This is a genomic window from Amycolatopsis sp. cmx-11-51 (assembly GCF_047608665.1).
Taxonomy (GTDB): domain Bacteria; phylum Actinomycetota; class Actinomycetes; order Mycobacteriales; family Pseudonocardiaceae; genus Amycolatopsis.
The window spans coordinates 256,607-272,861 of sequence record NZ_JADNQO010000002.1 but is presented as its reverse complement, the minus strand read 5'-3'; the positions used below and the strand labels follow the sequence as shown (position 1 = coordinate 272,861).

Below are 16,255 nucleotides of genomic sequence, written 5' to 3'. Positions count from 1 at the left end.
TACCGTCAGCAACTCAGTTCTCCCGGTCCGGCTGCCATGCGTCGCGCCTGGTCACGGCGATGTGCTGGACCCGCGAAGCTCCCACCGGCGCATCTTCCCGCGCGGGTTCCTTCCGCGCCGGCTGGAAACCCGGCATATGCACCCCGCCCTCGGGTTCCCAGCGGTCCGCGAGCACCGCGCGCAGCAGCGCGACGAGTTGCGCGGCCTGCTCCATCAGCCGCGCCACGAACTCGGGCCGCTCACCGCGGAAAACCTCGACGATGGCGCAAAGCGGGCACCAGGCGGTGTCTCCACCGGACTCGTGCTCGGTGCAGCCGTGCCCGGCGGAGATCAGGTCCTCCAGCCACGGCGCGGCGTGTTCGACGACCAGTTCGACCAGCAGCCGGATCTCCTCGGCCAGCTTGAGGCCGTCGGTCCGGGGGTGTTCGTCGTTCTCGCTCACCCGGGTCCCCGGTTCCCGGCCAGGCTCACGACCAGGCCGTGCGCGTCGGATTCCGCACCGGTGATCCGGCACGGGCGCAACATCTCCGGCAGCGCGATCAGCCGCCGGAAACCGTCCACGGTGACGGCGAGGTCATCGTCCACTCTGGCAAGGTCCACTTCGGAATCCCGGTGCAACGGCACCGCGATCCGCAGGCGGTAGCCACTGTCCGATTCGGACACTTCGAGCAGCGGGGTGACCGCTTTCCCGTTACCGGTCAGAGGATCCAGACCTTGGTAAAGTTCATACGCGATTTCCTGCAACGCCGCCAGTCCGACCGGCTCGACGGCGCGGTGTTCGACCGGTTTCACCGTTTCGGGCCCGAACCCGGCGTCGGCGAGTTCGGCGAGAACGGTGTTCTGCTGCGTGCGGCGGGTCCGCATCCACGAGGCCGCGGCGCCGCGCCAGAACCCGGGGGCCGGCATCAGCCGGTTGACGATCAGGCCGTCGACTCCGATCCCGCGCAGTGCCAGCGAACCGAGCGTGCGGCGGGCTTCGGCGACGACGACGCGTTCCGGTGTCAGCACGAGCCGGACGGTGGTCGTCGCGGGATCGGTGAGCAGCGTGCGCAGCGACTCCAGATGCGCGCCGAGCCGCCGTACCGCGGCCGCCGTCCGCCGCGCGCCCGGTTTGAACATCCGCGTGAGGTATCCGGAAACCGCTTCGGGCAAGGCCAGCAGGCGCAGCGTTTCCGCGGTCGGACCGCAGTCGACGACGACCGTCTCCCAGGGACCGTGCTCGGCGAGGCGCTGGACTTCGGTGAGGGCGAGGAGTTCGTCAACGCCGGGGACCACGGTCAGCTCTTCGGCGTCGAGCGAGTCGAGGCCCGCCCCCGCGAGGGCGGTCCGCAGTTCCTGCCGGAGTTCGCGCCAGGTGCTGTCGACGAGGCCGCGGAAATCGATCTGGGCGGCGTGCAACAGTCCCGACGTACTCCCTCCCGCGGAGAGACCATCGGCCACAGCGTCCACTTCGGACGGTTCGGCGCCGAAAGTGCGGCCGAAGACGTCACCGAGGGAATGCGCGGGATCGGTCGAGACCACGAGCGTCTTCCTGCCCCGGCCTGCCAGTGCGACGGCCGTCGCGGCGGCCAGCGTCGTCTTGCCGACACCCCCCTTGCCGGTGAAAAGCAGGATCCGCATGCCTACCCTTCGACTCAGGACGCTTCAGCGCGCTTCTTGAGCTCCTTGAGCGCGGTGTCCATGACCATCTTCTCGGCCTTGCGGCGCAACAGCCCGATCATCGGCAGCGCCAGCTCGACGGACAGCGTATACGTCACCTTGGTGCGGCCGGCGGCCAGCGCTTCGAGGGCGTAACGACCGTTCTGGGCCTTCTGCATCTGCCCCTTGACCAGGTGCCAGCTGACTCCCTTGCCGTCGGCGTCCCAGTCGTACTCGAGGGTGTAAACGTCCTTGATGGGCCCGGCGTCGAGGGTGAGTTTCACCTGCTTGGCGCGGCCCTTGTCGTCCTCGCCGAGCACCTCGGTCTGCCGGACGGCCTTGGCCCATTCCGGGTACGCGGGAAAGTCGGCGATGACGGCCATGACCCGCTCGGGCTCGGCGTCGACCTCGATGGATTGCGTGGACTGCTCGGCCATGGCCCAAACTCTAGCCGGAGCCGAGCGTCACCAGCGCAGCACGTGCGGCTGTGCCGTCTCCTTGAAGTGACCGACGTTACGGCATTCGGTCCTGCCGAGCCTCGTCCGCGCGGTCAGCGGCTGGTGGACGTGCCCGAAGACCGACCAGCGCGGCCGTTGCTCGCGGATGAGGTCCACCAGCGCCACCGACCCGATCTCGGGCCGCCGCGCGACCACGTCGTAGGTCAGTTCCGGGATGGCGGGCGGGACGTGGGTGCACAGGACGTCGACGTTCTCCAGCGCGCTCACCGCGACGTCGTATTCCTCGCGGGTGCGCAGGTACGGCCGCCAGAAGCCGTTGCGGCGCGGGACCACGTTCGGCGGGAGCAGCGCGCCGCCGACGAACCCGAAGCGCAGGCCGCCGAACTCGGCGACCTCGCCGTCGAGGACCTGGATGCCGTCGCCGGCGAACTCGGGCCACAGCGACGGGTCGTCGACGTTGCCGGGGGTCGCGAACGTCGGCGCGGTGAGGGCGCCGAACAGGATGGCGTACTGGTCGTGGATCGCTTCGCCGACGGCGGCGGCGGGATCGGCCAAAGTGGCCCACAACGATCGCGAGAAGGCAACGGTCTCATCACGAGTGCCCTCGCGCCGCAGCCGCGCGAACTCGCCGACCTTCTCCGCGCCGAACAGCGCGCCCATGATGCCTTTGTCGTGCTCGCGGTAGTCGACGAAGTCCAGCAGGTCGCCGAGGACGATCAGTGCGTCGGCGCCGTCACCCGCGCGTTTGAGCGCGTCGGCGTTGCCGTGCACGTCCGACACCACGTGAACCCGCATGCTCTCCCCTACTCGCCCCGGGGACCGACCCCGGGTTCGCGCCCGTCCTCCAGGACCTCTTTGAGCCCGAGCGCGATGGCTTTGGCGGCACGGGACCTGCGGTCGAACTCCCGCCGCAGGTCCCTGACCTGGAGCGCGAGCGGTTCCCCGTCCGGACCGGCGGGCGTGGCGCGCAGGAAGTAGTGCAGCAAGGTGCCGTCGAGCACCGGCTCGAGCCAGACCTCCATGGTACCGATCAAGGCACCGCGCACGGTCCAGCGCAGTCCTTCGTCCCCGCGGTCGGTGTAGACCTCGAGAACGAGGTCCGGCCAGTAACGTGACCAAGATCGCGGCTCGGCGAAGGCGGCGGCCACTGTGGACGGCGGGACCACGAGGAAGGTCTCGTCAACGATGTCGAGAGCTGGCGGAGCCTGGTTCACACGCGGCAGAATGTCATGCCCGGGGTATGGCCGATTCGCCAGCATGGTCTTAAGGTGCACGGCACGCTAAGTTGACTGGCGGGTAACACCGGTCACACCACTTGCACGCGAACACGGAGGTTCCTCGTGCGCGAATACAGCGCCCCCGCCGCCAATCCGGTGACCGACGACGAGAACCTCGCGGACGTCATCTGGGCGAACGCCGAGCGGTTCTCCGATGTCGTGAGTTTCCGCCGCCAGGTCGACGGTACCTGGTTGGACATCACCGCCAAGGATTTCGCCGCCCAGGTCCTTGCCGTGGCCAAGGGAATGGCACAGGCAGGCATCGCACCGGGCGACCGGATCGGGCTCATGTCCAAGACCCGCTACGAATGGACCCTGATCGACTTCGCGATCTGGGCCGCCGGCGCGGTCACCGTCCCGATCTACGACACCTCCTCGGCCGAACAGGTCCACTGGATCCTTTCGGACTCGGCGGCGAAGGGTGTGTTCGTCGAGACCGACGAACACCTCGCGACGCTGGAATCCGTCAAGGGGCGCCTCGACACGCTGGAGCACACCTGGCAGATCGAGGCCGCCACGCCCGCCGTCGACGACCTCATCGCCCGGGGCGCCGAGCTGAGCGACGACGACCTGCACGAGCGCCGCCGCACGGTGAAGGCGGGCGACCTGGCCACGATCGTGTACACGTCGGGCACGACCGGCCGCCCCAAGGGTGTCGAGCTGACCCACCGGAACCTCCTGGCCGAGATCCGTGCCGACATCGCCGCGTTCCCGCAGCTGATGGAGCAGGGCAACTCGCTGCTGGTGTTCCTGCCGCTCGCGCACATCCTCGCCCGCGCCATCGCGGTGACGGCGCTCAGCGCGCGGGTGACCCTCGGGCACACCTCGGACGTCAAGAACCTCGTCGCCGACCTCGGCACCTTCCGGCCGACGTTCGTCGTCGCCGTGCCACGCGTGTTCGAGAAGGTCTACAACGGCGCGAAGCAGAAGGCCCACGGTGACGGCAAGGGCAAGATCTTCGATGCCGCCGAAGCCACCGCGGTCGCCTACAGCCAGGCTCAGGACACCGGCGGCGCCGGGCTGGGCCTGAAAGTCAAGCACGCGCTGTTCGACAAGCTCGTCTTCAGCAAGCTGCGCGCGGCGCTGGGCGGCCGTTGTGTCGCGGCGGTGTCCGGCGGAGCCCCGCTCGGGGTGCGGCTGGCGCACTTCTTCCGCGGCATCGGCGTCCCGGTGTTCGAGGGCTACGGCCTGACCGAGACTTCCGCGGCGGCCTGTGTCGGCACTCAGGACGGGTTCCGCGTCGGCACCGTGGGACGGCCGGTCGCCGGCACCTCGGTGCGGATCGCCGAGGACGGCGAGATCCTGCTGAAGGGCGACGTCGTGTTCGGGGGCTACTTCAACAACCCCGAGGCGACCGCCGAATCGCTGGAGGACGGCTGGTTCCACACCGGCGACCTCGGCGAGCTCGACCGCGACGGGTTCCTGAGGATCACCGGGCGCAAGAAAGAGATCATCGTGACCGCGGGCGGCAAGAACGTCGCCCCGTCCGGGCTCGAGGACACCATCAAGGCCAGCCCGCTGATCAGCCAGGCGATGGTGGTCGGCGACCAGCGGCCGTTCATCGGCGCGCTGATCACCATCGACGAGGAATACTTCCCGTCGTGGAAGTCGCAGCACAACAAGCCTTCCGACGCCTCCGTTTCGGATCTGGCCGACGACGCCGAACTGCGCGCCGAAGTCCAGGAAGCGGTCAACCAGGCCAATAGCGCGGTTTCGCAGGCCGAGTCGATCAAGAAGTTCACGATCCTCTCGAAGGACTTCACCGAGGCGGGCGGCGAGATCACGCCGAGTCTCAAGCTGAAGCGCAACATCGTGAACAAGAACTACGCGAACGACATCGAAGCGCTGTACAAGAAGTAGCTTCGGTAAGTGAGGTGAGCGGGCGGGCCACGCCTCTGAATGCGTGTTCCCAATGTCGCATTCGAGCCGCTGAGCGGCTCGAATGCGACATTGGGAACATCGGGATGAACCCTGCCGCGGCATCCCGGTGAGCGCCTCTCGGTTCCCGCGTGAAGGCGCAACCAGAGGACTAAACGCGGGCCGGGCAAAGCTCAGCCGTCCGAGATCTTCGCGTCCCACTCGATGTGGTGCCGGTAAAGCCAGTTCCGTCCTTCATCGGAGGTCGTCCCCGACGAAACCGCGGCGCTGCTGGCCACCAGCTTCTCCACCCGCGCCCGCCGTAACCGCTCGTAGGCCGCGAAAGCCGTTGGCGCGTCGGGAAGATCCCGCAAACACTGCGCCAGCACGACGCTGTCCTCCAGCGCCATCGACGCTCCCTGACCCGCGGCGGGCGAGGCCGCGTGTGCCGCGTCCCCGACGAGCACCATGGACGAGTTCCACCAGACCGGCGTCGACGGGACGTCGTAGGAGTGACCGCCGAAGACGTCGTCGCCAGTCGATTGGATGATCTCCGCGGCAGGCAACGGTTCCCCGTCGAAAGCGGCGAAGGCCGCCGAGCGCCACTCAGCCGCCGACAGGCCGCTTCGCACACCTTCGGCCGTGGGAAGCCGTGCGAACCAGTACGTCGAGCCGTCAGGGGCGCTGGTGTAGCCGAAGAAGGCGTGCAGGCTCTGGATCATCCGGTAAAGCGACGGCGCCCGCGGGACGCTCGTGTCGGTCGTATAGCCGTAGACGACATCCAGTCCGGTCGAGCGCGGCGGCGGGCACGACGGATCGATGAGGCTCCGGACGACCGACCGCAGGCCGTCGGCGCCGATCAGGATGTCACCTTCAGCGGAGGTCCCGTCCTCGAACCGCGCCGTCCCCGGCGAGGCGGAAACCAGCCGCTTCCCATGTTCGAAGGCGATCCCCCGCGAGATCGCTTCCTCTTGCAGCGCGCGATAGAACGCCGCGCGAGTCAGGGTACGTGGTCCGGCGAGGCCGTCGACGTCGAACGAACGCCGCTCGACGGTGCGCCCGTCCGGCGTCACCAGTTCCAGACCGACGGCGGCGAACGAGTTCTCGACGACGGGCGCTTCGGCACCGATGGCGCGCAGGGCGTCCATGCCGTTGTGCATGATCGTCAGGAACGCGCCCGCGTCCTCACCACCGGTCGGGTGCGCCTCGTGGACGCTCGCCTCGATCCCGGCGCGCTGCAGAGCCATCGCGGTCACCGTGCCCGAGATGCCGCCACCGATGATCACAGCCTTCACCGCGAACCCCCTGTCGTGTCGCCGTCACCCGACGGTACCGGCAACGGCGACACGACAGCAGGGTCACGCGCCGCCGCTGGCGACGATGTCGCCGTTCACTCCCTTGGGGAAGAACCCGCCTTCCTTCACCGGGCCCGGGTTCAGGTAGACGACGTTCAGCACCCTGTCGGCACTACGGCCGAAGCAGACGCCGTTGTTGTCGGTGGGCACGATGTTGGCCTGGTTGCCCAGCACGATGCCCTGATCGTCGTCGCCAGGACCGTCGAGGGCGTCGCGGGCGTTGGAGATCTTGGCGGCCGCGTCGCCGAGGTCCCGGTCGAACAGCGACGTCCGGATGGTGGCGGCGTGGTACGCCTCGGCGGCCAGGATGCCGGCGGCCGCGTCCAGGAACGTCTTGTTGGTGATCAGCGGTGCGGCGCCCTTGTAGGCCGTCACGCCGACGTCCTCGAACAGGAACGCCGCGAGCAGGAAGTTCTTCTCGTTGGCGAACGGGTCGAACTGCTGGTATTCGCTGATCAGCCCGGCCGCCCGCGCCGCGGCGGTGAAGCTGTCCTTGAGGTCGATCTCCGGCCGCGACACCGCGGCCTCGCCCAAGGCCCCACGCAGGAACTCGACGTGCGCGACCTCGTCGCCCGCGATCTCCTTCGCGAACTGGTACAGGGTCTTGTCGTGGAACATCACCTTCTTGCCGCCTGCCACCCCGCCCTGGGTGCCTGCCCCGCCGGTGAGGTCGTCCGGCAGCCCGCGGCCGTGGACGGCGAACGAATAGAACTCGGCTTCCAGGTACTCCAGGTTGAGCGCGAAATTGAGCACGGCCGCGTCGCTGGGGGCGCCCGTGGCGGCGGCGGCCTCACCCGTCGCCGATGCGGACGAAGTGGCCTGCACCCCTAGGTAGGTGGCGCCGACGACACCGAGCCCCGCCGCGCCGGCGGCCTTCAAGAACCGGCGGCGATCCGTGCGGTTCTCGGCACTGCGCGAAACCAGGGTACGAACGAACGGCTTTCCGAACACGAGTGGTTCCTCTCGTCCTTGCGATGTACACCCACCCACTCGGACGTTCGGAACCACCCGTGACCCGGATTGGAAAAGATCTCGAAGTTATTTCTTCGTCGCCGCGGCAAGGCGAACGCAGACCGCGAGGCCGCGGATCGCCTCTTCGACCTCGGCCAGCTCAGGGAAGGTCGGGGCGATGCGGATGACGGCGTCTTCGGGGTCGTCGCCGTACGGGTGCGTCGCACCGGCCGGGGTCAGGGCGACACCGGCCTCCTTGGCCAGCCGCACGACCTCCTTGGCGGTCCCGGCGGGCACGGTCAGCGAGACGAAGTACCCGCCGGTCGGCTTGGTCCAGGACGCGAGCCCCGCTTCACCCAGCTCCTTGGTGAGGATCTCGTCGACGGCCGCGAACTTCGGGCCGATGAGCTCCGCGTGCTTGCGCATGTGCGCACGGACGCCGTCCTCGTCACGCAGGAACTGAGCGTGCCGGAGCTGGTTGACCTTGTCCGGGCCGATGGTCCGCTTGCCGATGAGACCGGTCCACCAGGCCAGGTTGGCTTCGGACGCGCCGAAGAAGCCGACGCCGCCACCGGCGTAGGTCACCTTCGAGGTGGAACCGAAGACGAACACACGGTCGGCGTTGCCCGCCTCCGTGGCCAGCGCGAGCACGTCGGCCAGCCGCGCCTCGACGTCGGTGAGGTGGTGCACGGCGTAGGCGTTGTCCCAGAAGACGCGGAAGTCCGGGGCGGCCGTGGTCATCGTGGCCAGGCGGCGCACGGTGTCGTCGCTGTAGGTGACACCGGTCGGGTTGCTGTACTTCGGCACGCACCAGATGCCCTTGACCGCGGCGTCCTCGGCGACAAGGCGCTCGACGACGTCCATGTCCGGGCCGGTCTCGGTCAGCGGCACCTGGACCAGCTCGATGCCGAAGCGCTCGGCCAGCACGAAGTGCCGGTCGTAGCCGGGGACCGGGCACAGGAAGACGACCCGCTCCTCGTCGGCCCAGCGGCGCTCGGCGCCCGGGACCTTGCTGAGGTAGGCCTGCACGATGGTGTCGTGCATCAGCTCCAGGCTGGAGTTGCCCGCGGCGAGCAGCTGCTCGGCCGGGACCTGCAACGGTCCGGCGAAGATGCGGCGGAGTTCGGGCAGGCCCTTCAGTCCTCCGTAGTTGCGGACGTCCGTGCCGTCCTCGGCCTTGCGTGCGTCTCCGGGGAGGTCGAGCAGCCCGTCGGCGAGGTCCAGCTGGCGGGGGGACGGCTTGCCGCGGGTGATGTCCAGGGAGAGGCCACGGTCGACGAGGGCCGCGTAGTCGCGGCGGGCGCTCTCGACATCGACAGGTGCAGTGGTCATGCCTAACGCTAAACCCGGCGGCCGATCGCGTGAGACGAGGGTGGTCCTACGCCACGCACACAAGATCCGACAACGGTTCCGGCGCGTTTTTCATCATTCATAACGAGGCCGAATCCTTTAGTGTCGCGTGATCCTGCAGGTCTTACCCGTGATCAGACGGCGATCTCCGGAGATCGCCGTCCAATCACGCGTAACCGCCGTCTGATCACGCGAGATCGCCGTCCGACGAACGAAACCAAACGTCAAGCAAGCAGGATCACGCGACACTAGTGACCGGGACACCGTTTCGCGCATTGTCGATATCACGAGGAAAAGGAAAGAACTACGGAAATGAAGAAACGGGCAGCGGTGAACTTACCGGCCGCGTGCGCGGTACCCGTCAGGTAACGGCGGCTCCCGCCGTCGCGGTCGCCTCACCCCCGAACACGATCGTGATCCAGCCACCGGCCGTCGCCGCACCGCCGCGGACGGTTCATGTCGCACCGCCGACGACCCGGGCCGTCCATCCGGCACCCTCGGTTCCGGTGGCGCAGACGGTGATCGCCTACTACGACGCGATCAACCGGGGTGATTTCTTCACCGCGTGGAACCTCGGCGGGCGAAAGTTGGCCGTAGGGATACGCGACGACTTCCTGGGCCGCTCTCACCGTGACCAACGTCAGCGGCTCTCCTGATTCCAGAATTACAGTGGAGTGAGTTGTGAGATCTTCCAGCGGCCGTCGATCCGGACAGCGGTGACCGAAAGCTGGGAAACCGACGATTGCGGGGCGGCGCCACCGGGGGTGAGCGTCTGCTGATCGAGGAACAGCAGCACTTCGGCCTGGTCACCGCGCAAGGACCGGACACCGAGCGAACGGACCGTCGTGGTGCGCACCAGTTTCTGTTCTTCCGCCCGTTTCCGCGCCGACGCGAACTGGTCCCGGTACTGCCCGGTCGCCTCGCCGGTCAGCACGTCGGCCGCGGCTCGCTCGGTCCGTGCGAGATTGCTGTAGTCATAGGAGAAAACGGCCTTCGCCCCGGCGCCGACGTGGTCCGCGACCTCGGCGGTGGCGGCCTGGTCCACCAGCGCCGCGTTGCCGTCCGAGCCCAGCGAGGACGCCTGGAGGCCGAACCACACGGCGCAGCCGGTGGCCAGCACGATGATCGCGGTCAGGAGCCGCGGTACCCGAGCGGTCATGAGCCCGCCGCCTGTACCGCGCTGACCTTCCAGCCGTCCTGCGCGCGCTGGTAGTCCACGGTCAGCCTGCTCACCTTGGGGGCGGCCGGTCCGCCGCCGGTGCTGACCTTCACCTCCAGCACGGCCATCAGCCGTGCCGTCCCGGCGACGGCGTCGAGTTCGGTGACAGCGGCCTGCTTGAGTTTCGCGGTCGCGACGGTCTTGCCGGTGTTCGCCCGGTCGATCTGGATCTGCCGGTCGCCGGTGAGGTCCTCGCCGAGCCGTCCGGCGGTGACGCCGAGCCAGCGGTCGACGTCCTGGGCACCGGTGCGGTAGTCGATCGTGTTGAGCACCTCCAGCTGACCGGACGCGGCGGTGAGCACGGCTTCCCGTTCCCGGCCGCGCGCGAGGCCGTCGTCCTGCGCGGCGCTCCACCACGACCAGCCGAACCAGGCGGCCACGAGGACCGCCAGCGCGGCGACGACGGTGAGCGAGCGGATGAGCACTACTCGCCGCCCAGCAACGAACCGAGCCCGCCGGGACCGGAGCCGGTGAGCAGGCTCAGCACACCCGGCAACTGCGCGGATTCCGCAGCCTGCGGGCTCTGCTTCGGCCGCTCCGGGACCGCCGGCGGTTTCCCTGCGTACGGGGCGTTCTGCGAACCCCGCACGCCAGTGGGGCTTCCCGGCGGCTCGGCGCAGTACGCCTGGGTGTTGACCGGTGCTTCGGTGAGGTCGTTGGCGGGACGCTGTTTCGTGCCCTCGTAGCCCTTGGTGCACGAGGCCGGGTCGAAGAAGTTGAACACGACACCGAGGTGTCCCGTGCCGTCCGGCGACGTCGACCGCGAGAACGCCGAGATGATCGGGTACGCGACGAGCAGTTCCTCGATTGCGTCGGTGCGGGCGGAGGTGATCTGGGCGGTGGTGAGCGTGTTCGCGAAGAGCACCCCGAGGTCGGTCCCCGAAACCGCCAGCACATCGCTGATCTGGCGGCTCAGCTTCGGCGCTTCGTCGATCACCCGCCGCAGGTCCGGGTCGGACGTCTTCAGCTGCGCGGCGATCGTCTTGAGCCCACTGGAGAACTGGGTGATGTTGTCCGCTTGCCGCCGCTGGGTGTCCAGCACCGTCCGCGAGTTGGCCAGCAGACCTTGGGTGTCGGGCAGGTACTGCGTCGCCGTCGCGGTGAGGGATCCGGTGCTGTCCAGCAGTTGCCGCAGATCGGGGCCGGCGTCGGCGAACGCCTCGTAGGTCTCGTCGACGACGGTCTTCAGTGATCCGGGTTTCACACTCGACACCAGTTTGTCCAAATTGGACAGTACGATGTCCGGCGCGAGCGGGATCGAGGTCTTGTCGCGGGCGATGATCGAACCCTCGGCCAGGTACGGCCCGTTCTCGTGCATGGGCAGCAGATCGACGTACTGCTCCCCCACCGCCGACCGGTTGGCGACCGCGGCCTTCGTGTCCGCCGGGATCTTCGGCGCCCCTGGATCGATGTCGAGGCCGAGGTCGATGCCGTGCTCGGTGAGCGTCATCGACGCGACCTTGCCGACCGCGACCCCGCGATAGGAGACCTCGGCGTTGACGAAGATCCCGCCGGAGTCCACGAGTTGCGCGGTGACGAGGTAACCACGGGTGCCGAAGAGCCGGTCCAGCCCGGCGTACTTGCCGCCCGCGTAGACGACCGAGACCACCGCGATGACGATGAACACCGCCAGCTGGATCTTGGTCCTGCGCGTGATCACCGGCCACCTCCCAGCAGCGGACCGAGGATCCCGCCGAGCACGCCGCCCAGGACGTCCCCGCCCTGCCCCCGCGGAGCCTGGGGCGGCTGCGGGAGGTCACCGATGGGCAGCGGCAGCACCGGTGGCGCGGCGCCGTCGTTGAACGGGATCGCGCCCGGCGCGCCGGTGCCCTTGTTCCCCGGCAGCTGGATGATCGGCTGCGACGAGTTGTTCATGTTCTCCAGGAACGTGTCCAGATTCAGGTCGATCTTGGCTTCCACGTTCGCGTAGTCGCCCTTGATCACGTTGCCCGCGTAGTCCGGGAACGGGTACGTGAGCAAGATCCGCAGCGCGGTCGGCAGGTCCTGGCCCGCCTCGGTCAGTTTCTTCAACGTCGGCTGCAACGCGCGAAGGTTCGCCACCAGGCTGTCACGGCTGGCTTTGATCGTGTCGGTCGCGACGCCGGACAACGTGTTCAGCGACTGCAGCATGCCGACGAGCTGATCCCGTTGCTCGGTCACGATCTTGAGCCCGGGCGAGAGGTTGTCGAGTGCGTTCGTCAGGTTCTGTGTCTGGCCGACCAGGATTTTCGAGAGGTTGTCGAGGCCGTCGATGGCCCGCAGGATCGCACCCTTGTGCCCGTCGAGTTCGGTCGCCAGCTTGTCCACCTGGGACAACAGCGAGCGGACCTCGGCCTCGTTGCCGGTGAGCGCTTCGTTCAGTTCGTGACTGATCTTCTGGATCTGCTCGACCCCGCCACCGTTGAGCAGCAGGGAAAGCGCGCCGAGCACCTCTTCGACCTCGGGGTTGCGGTTCGTCCGGTCCAGTGGGATCTTCGCGCCCTCGGCGAGCGCGCCTTCGGGGTTGTCCGGCGCGTGCAGGTCGACGAACTTCTCGCCCAGCAGGCTCGACTGCCGGAGTTCGGCACGCGCGTTCGCGGACAGCGCGATGTCGCCGTTGACGACTATGCTCACCCACACCGAGCGCGTGTCCGGCGCGAGATCGATCTTCTCGACCCGGCCCACCGGGACGTCGTTGACCTTCACACTCGCCTGAGGAACGAGGTCGAGGACGTCGGAGAACTGCGCGGAGAGCCGGTACGGGTGATCGCCGAGATCCGCGCCACCCGGCAGCGGAGTGTTGTACAGCCCCGAAAAGCCACCGTCACTACAGCCGGCCAGCACCAGGACACCCGCCATCACCCCCGCGATCCTCTGCCGCTGCCGCCTCATTTCGGGAGCCCCTTGCTCATGACGTCGATCAGCGGGAGCGGCAGCGGCGGTAGTTCACCGCTCTGCAGCGAGGCCAGTACCTGCGGGACCGACGGGAGCTTCAGCGTGCCGTCGAGGACGGGCGCGAGTTGCTTGCAGATGGTGCCCAGCGCGTCCGGAATCGGTTTGGGTGTGCTCACGCTGATCAGACGGCAGACGGTCAGGATCGGTGGATGCGTCAACTCGTTCAGGTTGTCCCGTACGGCGATCGTACCGGACGCGGCGTCGTAGGAGTTGATGAAGTTGGTCGCCCCGGTCGGCGCGATGTCGATCACTTCGGCGAGCGAGGCCCGCTGGTCCACGAGCACCTTCGTCAGCCCGGCCAGCTTGTCCACATTGGACGAGAGCAGGTCCTTGTTCTCCACGACGAACTTCTCGACGTCGCCCATCGCCGTCGCCAGGGAACTCAGCGCGGCTCCCACCTCCACGGAGTCCGCGGCGAGGAAACCGCTGACATCGGCGGCACGGCGGTAGAACTCGTTGAGCTGCTGGTCGCTTTCGGCAAGGGCGCCGGTGAACGAGTTCAGGTTTCGCACCGTGGTGAACAGGTCGTCCTTGGAGCCGTCCAGCGTTTTGGCCAGTTCGGACAGCCGGGTCACCGTGGTGTTGAGGTTCTTCCCGTTGCCACCGAGGTTCGCCGCCGCGGTGTCGAGCACGTCGGAGAGCGCACCGTTCTTGTTGGCGCCGTTGGGCCCGAGACTCGTCGACAGCTTGTCGAGGCTCGTGTAGAGGTCGTCGAGTTCCGCCGGTGTCGCCGTCTTCTCCTTGGCGATCACCGCGTCCGTGGCCATCTCGGGGCCGCTCTCGTACGCCGGGGTCAGCTGCACGTAGCGGTCGCTCACCAGGCTCGGCGAGACGACGACCGCGCCCGCGTCGGCCGGGATCGGGGTGTCGTCGTCGATCCGCATGTCGACCCGGACGGCCTCGCCCCGCGGTGTCACGCCGGTGATCTCACCGACCTCCACCCCGAGCACCCGCACCGACGAACCGGCGTAGAGCCCGACGGTCTTGCCGAAGTACGCGCTGATCCGCGTCCCGCCGGGTTCGGAGAAGACCAGCCAGAGCCCGGCGGTCACGATCAGCACGAGGACGCAGGCGAGGGCGACCCACGTGTAGAGCGTGCGGCCGGTGCGTGTGTGGATGGTCATCGTCCCCCCACTCCCTGGTTCGGCCCCGCGATCGGCGGGGTACAGCCCTCCGGGTTGACTTGGAAGGCACCCGCGATGATCGTCGGCGGCAGCAGCCCGCACAGATAGCCCTCGAACCAGCGCCCGTTCCCGGTCGCGTTGGCACCGACCCTGGCGAACGGCGCCATCAACGCGAGGCTGCGGCTGAGGTTGTCCTGGTTGCGCTGCAGGATATCGGTGACCTTGCCGAGTTTTTCCAGCGTCGGCTTGAGCTGCGTCCGGTTGTCGGCGACGAGCCCGGACAGCTGCGCCGAAACCTGTCGCGTGCCCTTGAGCAACGTGCTGATCGCGTCCTTCCGGTGCTGCAGTTCGGCGAGCAGGAGGTTGCCGTCGTCGAGGACCCGTTTCAGCTGGGCGTTGCGGTCGGACAGCGTCTTGGACACGGTGCTCGTGTTGGCCAGCAACGTCTTCAAGTCACCGTCGCGCGAGGAAACCGTTCTGGACAAGGAAGAAAGCCCGCCCAGCGCGTCCTTGAGGTACTGCGGGCTGTCCTTGAGGGCGTCGGAGAGGACGGTGAAACTCGTCGCCAGCTGCGCGGTGTCGATCTCGCCGACCGTGCCCGACAGCTGCTGGAACGCGTCCTGCAGTTCGAACGGCGTCCGCGTGCGGTCGAGCCCGATGGTGGTGTTCGGGTCCTGGTTCGTCTTGCCTTTCGGCGTCAGCGCGAGCAGTTTCTCGCCAAGCAGCGTCTTGATCTCGATCGACGCGGACGTCGCGTCACCGACCCGGGCATCCTTGACCCGGAACTTCACCAGCACCTTCTTGCCCGCGAGTTCCACCGAGCTGACCTTGCCGACCTTGACCCCGGCGACCTGGACCTCGTTGTCCGGCGCCAGTCCGGCCGATTCGCCGAAGTACGCGGAGTACGTCGTCCCGCTGCCGAACAACGGGATCCGGTCGGAGAAGTACGTCGTCGCCGTGATCAGCACGATCAGGATGAGCGTCACCGCCCCGACCGCGGCCTGGTTGCGTTCCTTGAGCGGCTTCACGGCCCGCACCTCTCCGGTCGCTGCGTGCCGGGCAGCGGCGTGATCGGCAGTTCGATGTCGAGTGACTTGATGCCGATGCTGCCGGAGATCCCGCACAGGTAGTAGTTGAACCAGCTGCCGTAACTCAGCGTCCTGGTGAACTTCTGCAGGTTGCCGGGCAGCACCTGCAGGAGATGGTCGATCAGCTGTTCTGAATCGCCGAGGTTCCGCGACAGCGCGCCGAGCTGCACGACGTCGTCCTTGAGCGCGGGCCGCGCGTCGGCGAGCAGGCCCGTGGTGGCGATGGTGAGGTCGCCGAGCGCCTTGACCGCCTCCCCGATCGGCCGCCGCTGCTCGGCCAGCCCGGTGACCAGCCGCTGGGTCTGGTCGATCAGCTCGCCCAGCTGCGGCGAGCGCTTCTCGACCGTGCCGAGCACGGTGTTGAGGTTCGCGATGACGTCACCGATGATCTTGTCCTTGCCCGCGATGGCCGACGTGACCGACGCGGTGTGCGCGAGCAGACTGGTGATCGTGCCGCCCTCGCCCTGGAAGACCTGGATGATCTCGTAGGAGAGCTTGTTGACGTCCTCGGGGTTCAGCGCGCGGAAGAGCGGTTTGAACCCGTTGAAGAGCACGGTCAGGTTCAGCGCCGGTTTGGTGCGCTCGGGCGGGATGACCCCGCCGCGCGGCAACGACTTCTCGTCGCCGATGTCCGTGCCGAGCGAGAGGTACCGCTGACCGACCAGGTTGCGGTACTTGATGGTCGCGGTCACCGACGCGGGCAGCCGGTGGGCGGTCTGGATGTCGAAGTGGACCTGGGCGAAGTTCCGTTCGCCCTCTTCGATCTCGATCTCTCCGACCTGCCCGACCTTCACCCCGGCGATGCGGACGTCGTCGCCCTCCTTGAGCCCGGACGCGTCGGTGAACTTGGCCGTGTAGCCCGAAGTCTCGCCGAAGTTGGTGTTCGCGATGGTGGCGCCGAGGATCGCGGTGAGCAGCACCGTGACGACGGCGAAGATGAGGATCTTGAGCAGGTCGGGAACGAAGGACCTCATCGGAGCCCCCTCCCGGCCACGTCGGGCGGG

The 16,255-nt window shown here is 68.0% G+C and carries 17 protein-coding genes; 2 read left to right on the top strand and 15 right to left on the bottom strand.

Translation table 11 applies throughout. The features are described 5' to 3' along the window. Positions 1-13 precede the first annotated feature (13 nt). The 5 genes from ACM6LU_RS10150 to ACM6LU_RS10130 are packed head-to-tail and all read right to left on the bottom strand — an operon-like array spanning position 14 to position 3,310. Positions 14-442, bottom strand: a complete 429-nt coding sequence (locus tag ACM6LU_RS10150) for a hypothetical protein (protein WP_414937369.1) — start codon at positions 440-442, stop codon at positions 14-16. Further along, on the bottom strand, positions 439-1,620 hold the full coding sequence (locus ACM6LU_RS10145; protein ID WP_414937368.1) for an ArsA family ATPase: 1,182 nt from the start codon (positions 1,618-1,620) through the stop codon (positions 439-441). The genes ACM6LU_RS10150 and ACM6LU_RS10145 overlap by 4 nt, the downstream gene beginning before the upstream one ends. A 14-nt stretch (positions 1,621-1,634) precedes the next feature. Then, the gene (locus ACM6LU_RS10140) at positions 1,635-2,075 is read right to left on the bottom strand and encodes an SRPBCC family protein (RefSeq protein WP_414937367.1); all 441 of its coding nucleotides are present in this window, start codon (positions 2,073-2,075) and stop codon (positions 1,635-1,637) included. 27 nt (positions 2,076-2,102) lie between these two features. Beyond that, the gene (locus ACM6LU_RS10135) at positions 2,103-2,891 is read right to left on the bottom strand and encodes a metallophosphoesterase family protein (RefSeq protein ID WP_414937366.1); all 789 of its coding nucleotides are present in this window, start codon (positions 2,889-2,891) and stop codon (positions 2,103-2,105) included. A gap of 8 nt (positions 2,892-2,899) precedes the next feature. Then, positions 2,900-3,310: a polyketide cyclase / dehydrase and lipid transport gene (locus tag ACM6LU_RS10130; RefSeq protein WP_414937365.1), complete on the bottom strand. Its 411-nt coding sequence runs from the start codon at positions 3,308-3,310 to the stop codon at positions 2,900-2,902. A 126-nt stretch (positions 3,311-3,436) separates the two neighbouring features. Here ACM6LU_RS10130 and ACM6LU_RS10125 point away from each other — a divergent pair, with 126 nt between their 5' ends. Next, the gene (locus ACM6LU_RS10125; RefSeq protein WP_414937364.1) at positions 3,437-5,233 is read left to right on the top strand and encodes an AMP-dependent synthetase/ligase; all 1,797 of its coding nucleotides are present in this window, start codon (positions 3,437-3,439) and stop codon (positions 5,231-5,233) included. A 191-nt stretch (positions 5,234-5,424) separates the two neighbouring features. On the opposite strand, the gene ACM6LU_RS10120 is transcribed toward ACM6LU_RS10125, so the two are convergent. The 3 genes from ACM6LU_RS10120 to ACM6LU_RS10110 all read right to left on the bottom strand — a co-directional run bounded on the left by ACM6LU_RS10120 (position 5,425) and on the right by ACM6LU_RS10110 (position 8,868). Beyond that, positions 5,425-6,525, bottom strand: coding sequence for an FAD-dependent oxidoreductase (locus ACM6LU_RS10120; RefSeq protein ID WP_414937363.1), 1,101 nt, complete (start codon positions 6,523-6,525; stop codon positions 5,425-5,427). A 63-nt stretch (positions 6,526-6,588) separates the two neighbouring features. Continuing rightward, positions 6,589-7,536 carry a ferritin-like domain-containing protein gene (locus ACM6LU_RS10115; RefSeq protein ID WP_414937362.1) on the bottom strand — a complete coding sequence of 316 codons (948 nt, stop codon included), beginning with the start codon at positions 7,534-7,536 and terminating at the stop codon, positions 6,589-6,591. Between the two features lie 87 nt (positions 7,537-7,623). Beyond that, the gene (locus ACM6LU_RS10110; RefSeq protein ID WP_414937361.1) at positions 7,624-8,868 is read right to left on the bottom strand and encodes an aminotransferase class I/II-fold pyridoxal phosphate-dependent enzyme; all 1,245 of its coding nucleotides are present in this window, start codon (positions 8,866-8,868) and stop codon (positions 7,624-7,626) included. Positions 8,869-9,137: 269 nt separating this feature from the next. Between ACM6LU_RS10110 and ACM6LU_RS10105 the strand changes: the two genes are divergently transcribed. Next, positions 9,138-9,542 (top strand): hypothetical protein, encoded by a 405-nt coding sequence (locus tag ACM6LU_RS10105; RefSeq protein WP_414937360.1) that lies wholly within the window; start codon positions 9,138-9,140, stop codon positions 9,540-9,542. Between the two features lie 8 nt (positions 9,543-9,550). On the opposite strand, the gene ACM6LU_RS10100 is transcribed toward ACM6LU_RS10105, so the two are convergent. Genes ACM6LU_RS10100 through ACM6LU_RS10070 form a run of 7 tightly spaced genes read right to left on the bottom strand, consistent with a single transcriptional unit; the run spans position 9,551 to position 16,225 of the window. Continuing rightward, positions 9,551-10,045 carry a hypothetical protein gene (locus tag ACM6LU_RS10100; protein WP_414937359.1) on the bottom strand — a complete coding sequence of 165 codons (495 nt, stop codon included), beginning with the start codon at positions 10,043-10,045 and terminating at the stop codon, positions 9,551-9,553. Further along, positions 10,042-10,530: a hypothetical protein gene (locus tag ACM6LU_RS10095; protein WP_414937358.1), complete on the bottom strand. Its 489-nt coding sequence runs from the start codon at positions 10,528-10,530 to the stop codon at positions 10,042-10,044. The genes ACM6LU_RS10100 and ACM6LU_RS10095 overlap by 4 nt, the downstream gene beginning before the upstream one ends. Beyond that, a complete protein-coding gene (locus ACM6LU_RS10090) occupies positions 10,530-11,765 on the bottom strand; it encodes an MCE family protein (RefSeq protein ID WP_414937357.1) in 1,236 nt (411 codons plus the stop codon). The genes ACM6LU_RS10095 and ACM6LU_RS10090 overlap by 1 nt, the downstream gene beginning before the upstream one ends. Then, entirely contained in the window at positions 11,762-12,976 is a 1,215-nt protein-coding gene (locus ACM6LU_RS10085; protein ID WP_414937356.1) for an MCE family protein, read from the bottom strand. The genes ACM6LU_RS10090 and ACM6LU_RS10085 overlap by 4 nt, the downstream gene beginning before the upstream one ends. Further along, positions 12,973-14,163 (bottom strand): MCE family protein, encoded by a 1,191-nt coding sequence (locus tag ACM6LU_RS10080; RefSeq protein WP_414937355.1) that lies wholly within the window; start codon positions 14,161-14,163, stop codon positions 12,973-12,975. The genes ACM6LU_RS10085 and ACM6LU_RS10080 overlap by 4 nt, the downstream gene beginning before the upstream one ends. Next, positions 14,160-15,191, bottom strand: a complete 1,032-nt coding sequence (locus tag ACM6LU_RS10075) for an MCE family protein (protein ID WP_414937354.1) — start codon at positions 15,189-15,191, stop codon at positions 14,160-14,162. Before ACM6LU_RS10075 ends, ACM6LU_RS10080 begins: the two co-directional genes overlap by 4 nt. Next, positions 15,188-16,225 carry an MCE family protein gene (locus ACM6LU_RS10070; protein WP_414937353.1) on the bottom strand — a complete coding sequence of 346 codons (1,038 nt, stop codon included), beginning with the start codon at positions 16,223-16,225 and terminating at the stop codon, positions 15,188-15,190. Before ACM6LU_RS10070 ends, ACM6LU_RS10075 begins: the two co-directional genes overlap by 4 nt. Positions 16,226-16,255: the final 30 nt, after the last annotated feature.

Bases quoted from the DNA above. Each gene is read 5' to 3' on its own strand.
- ACM6LU_RS10100 (WP_414937359.1), bottom strand. From the start codon at position 10,045: ATGACCGCTCGGGTACCGCGGCTCCTGACCGCGATCATCGTGCTGGCC.
- ACM6LU_RS10145 (WP_414937368.1), bottom strand. From the start codon at position 1,620: ATGCGGATCCTGCTTTTCACCGGCAAGGGGGGTGTCGGCAAGACGACG.
- ACM6LU_RS10110 (WP_414937361.1), bottom strand. From the start codon at position 8,868: ATGACCACTGCACCTGTCGATGTCGAGAGCGCCCGCCGCGACTACGCG.
- ACM6LU_RS10080 (WP_414937355.1), bottom strand. From the start codon at position 14,163: ATGACCATCCACACACGCACCGGCCGCACGCTCTACACGTGGGTCGCC.
- ACM6LU_RS10140 (WP_414937367.1), bottom strand. From the start codon at position 2,075: ATGGCCGAGCAGTCCACGCAATCCATCGAGGTCGACGCCGAGCCCGAG.
- ACM6LU_RS10135 (WP_414937366.1), bottom strand. From the start codon at position 2,891: ATGCGGGTTCACGTGGTGTCGGACGTGCACGGCAACGCCGACGCGCTC.
- ACM6LU_RS10085 (WP_414937356.1), bottom strand. From the start codon at position 12,976: ATGAGGCGGCAGCGGCAGAGGATCGCGGGGGTGATGGCGGGTGTCCTG.
- ACM6LU_RS10070 (WP_414937353.1), bottom strand. From the start codon at position 16,225: ATGAGGTCCTTCGTTCCCGACCTGCTCAAGATCCTCATCTTCGCCGTC.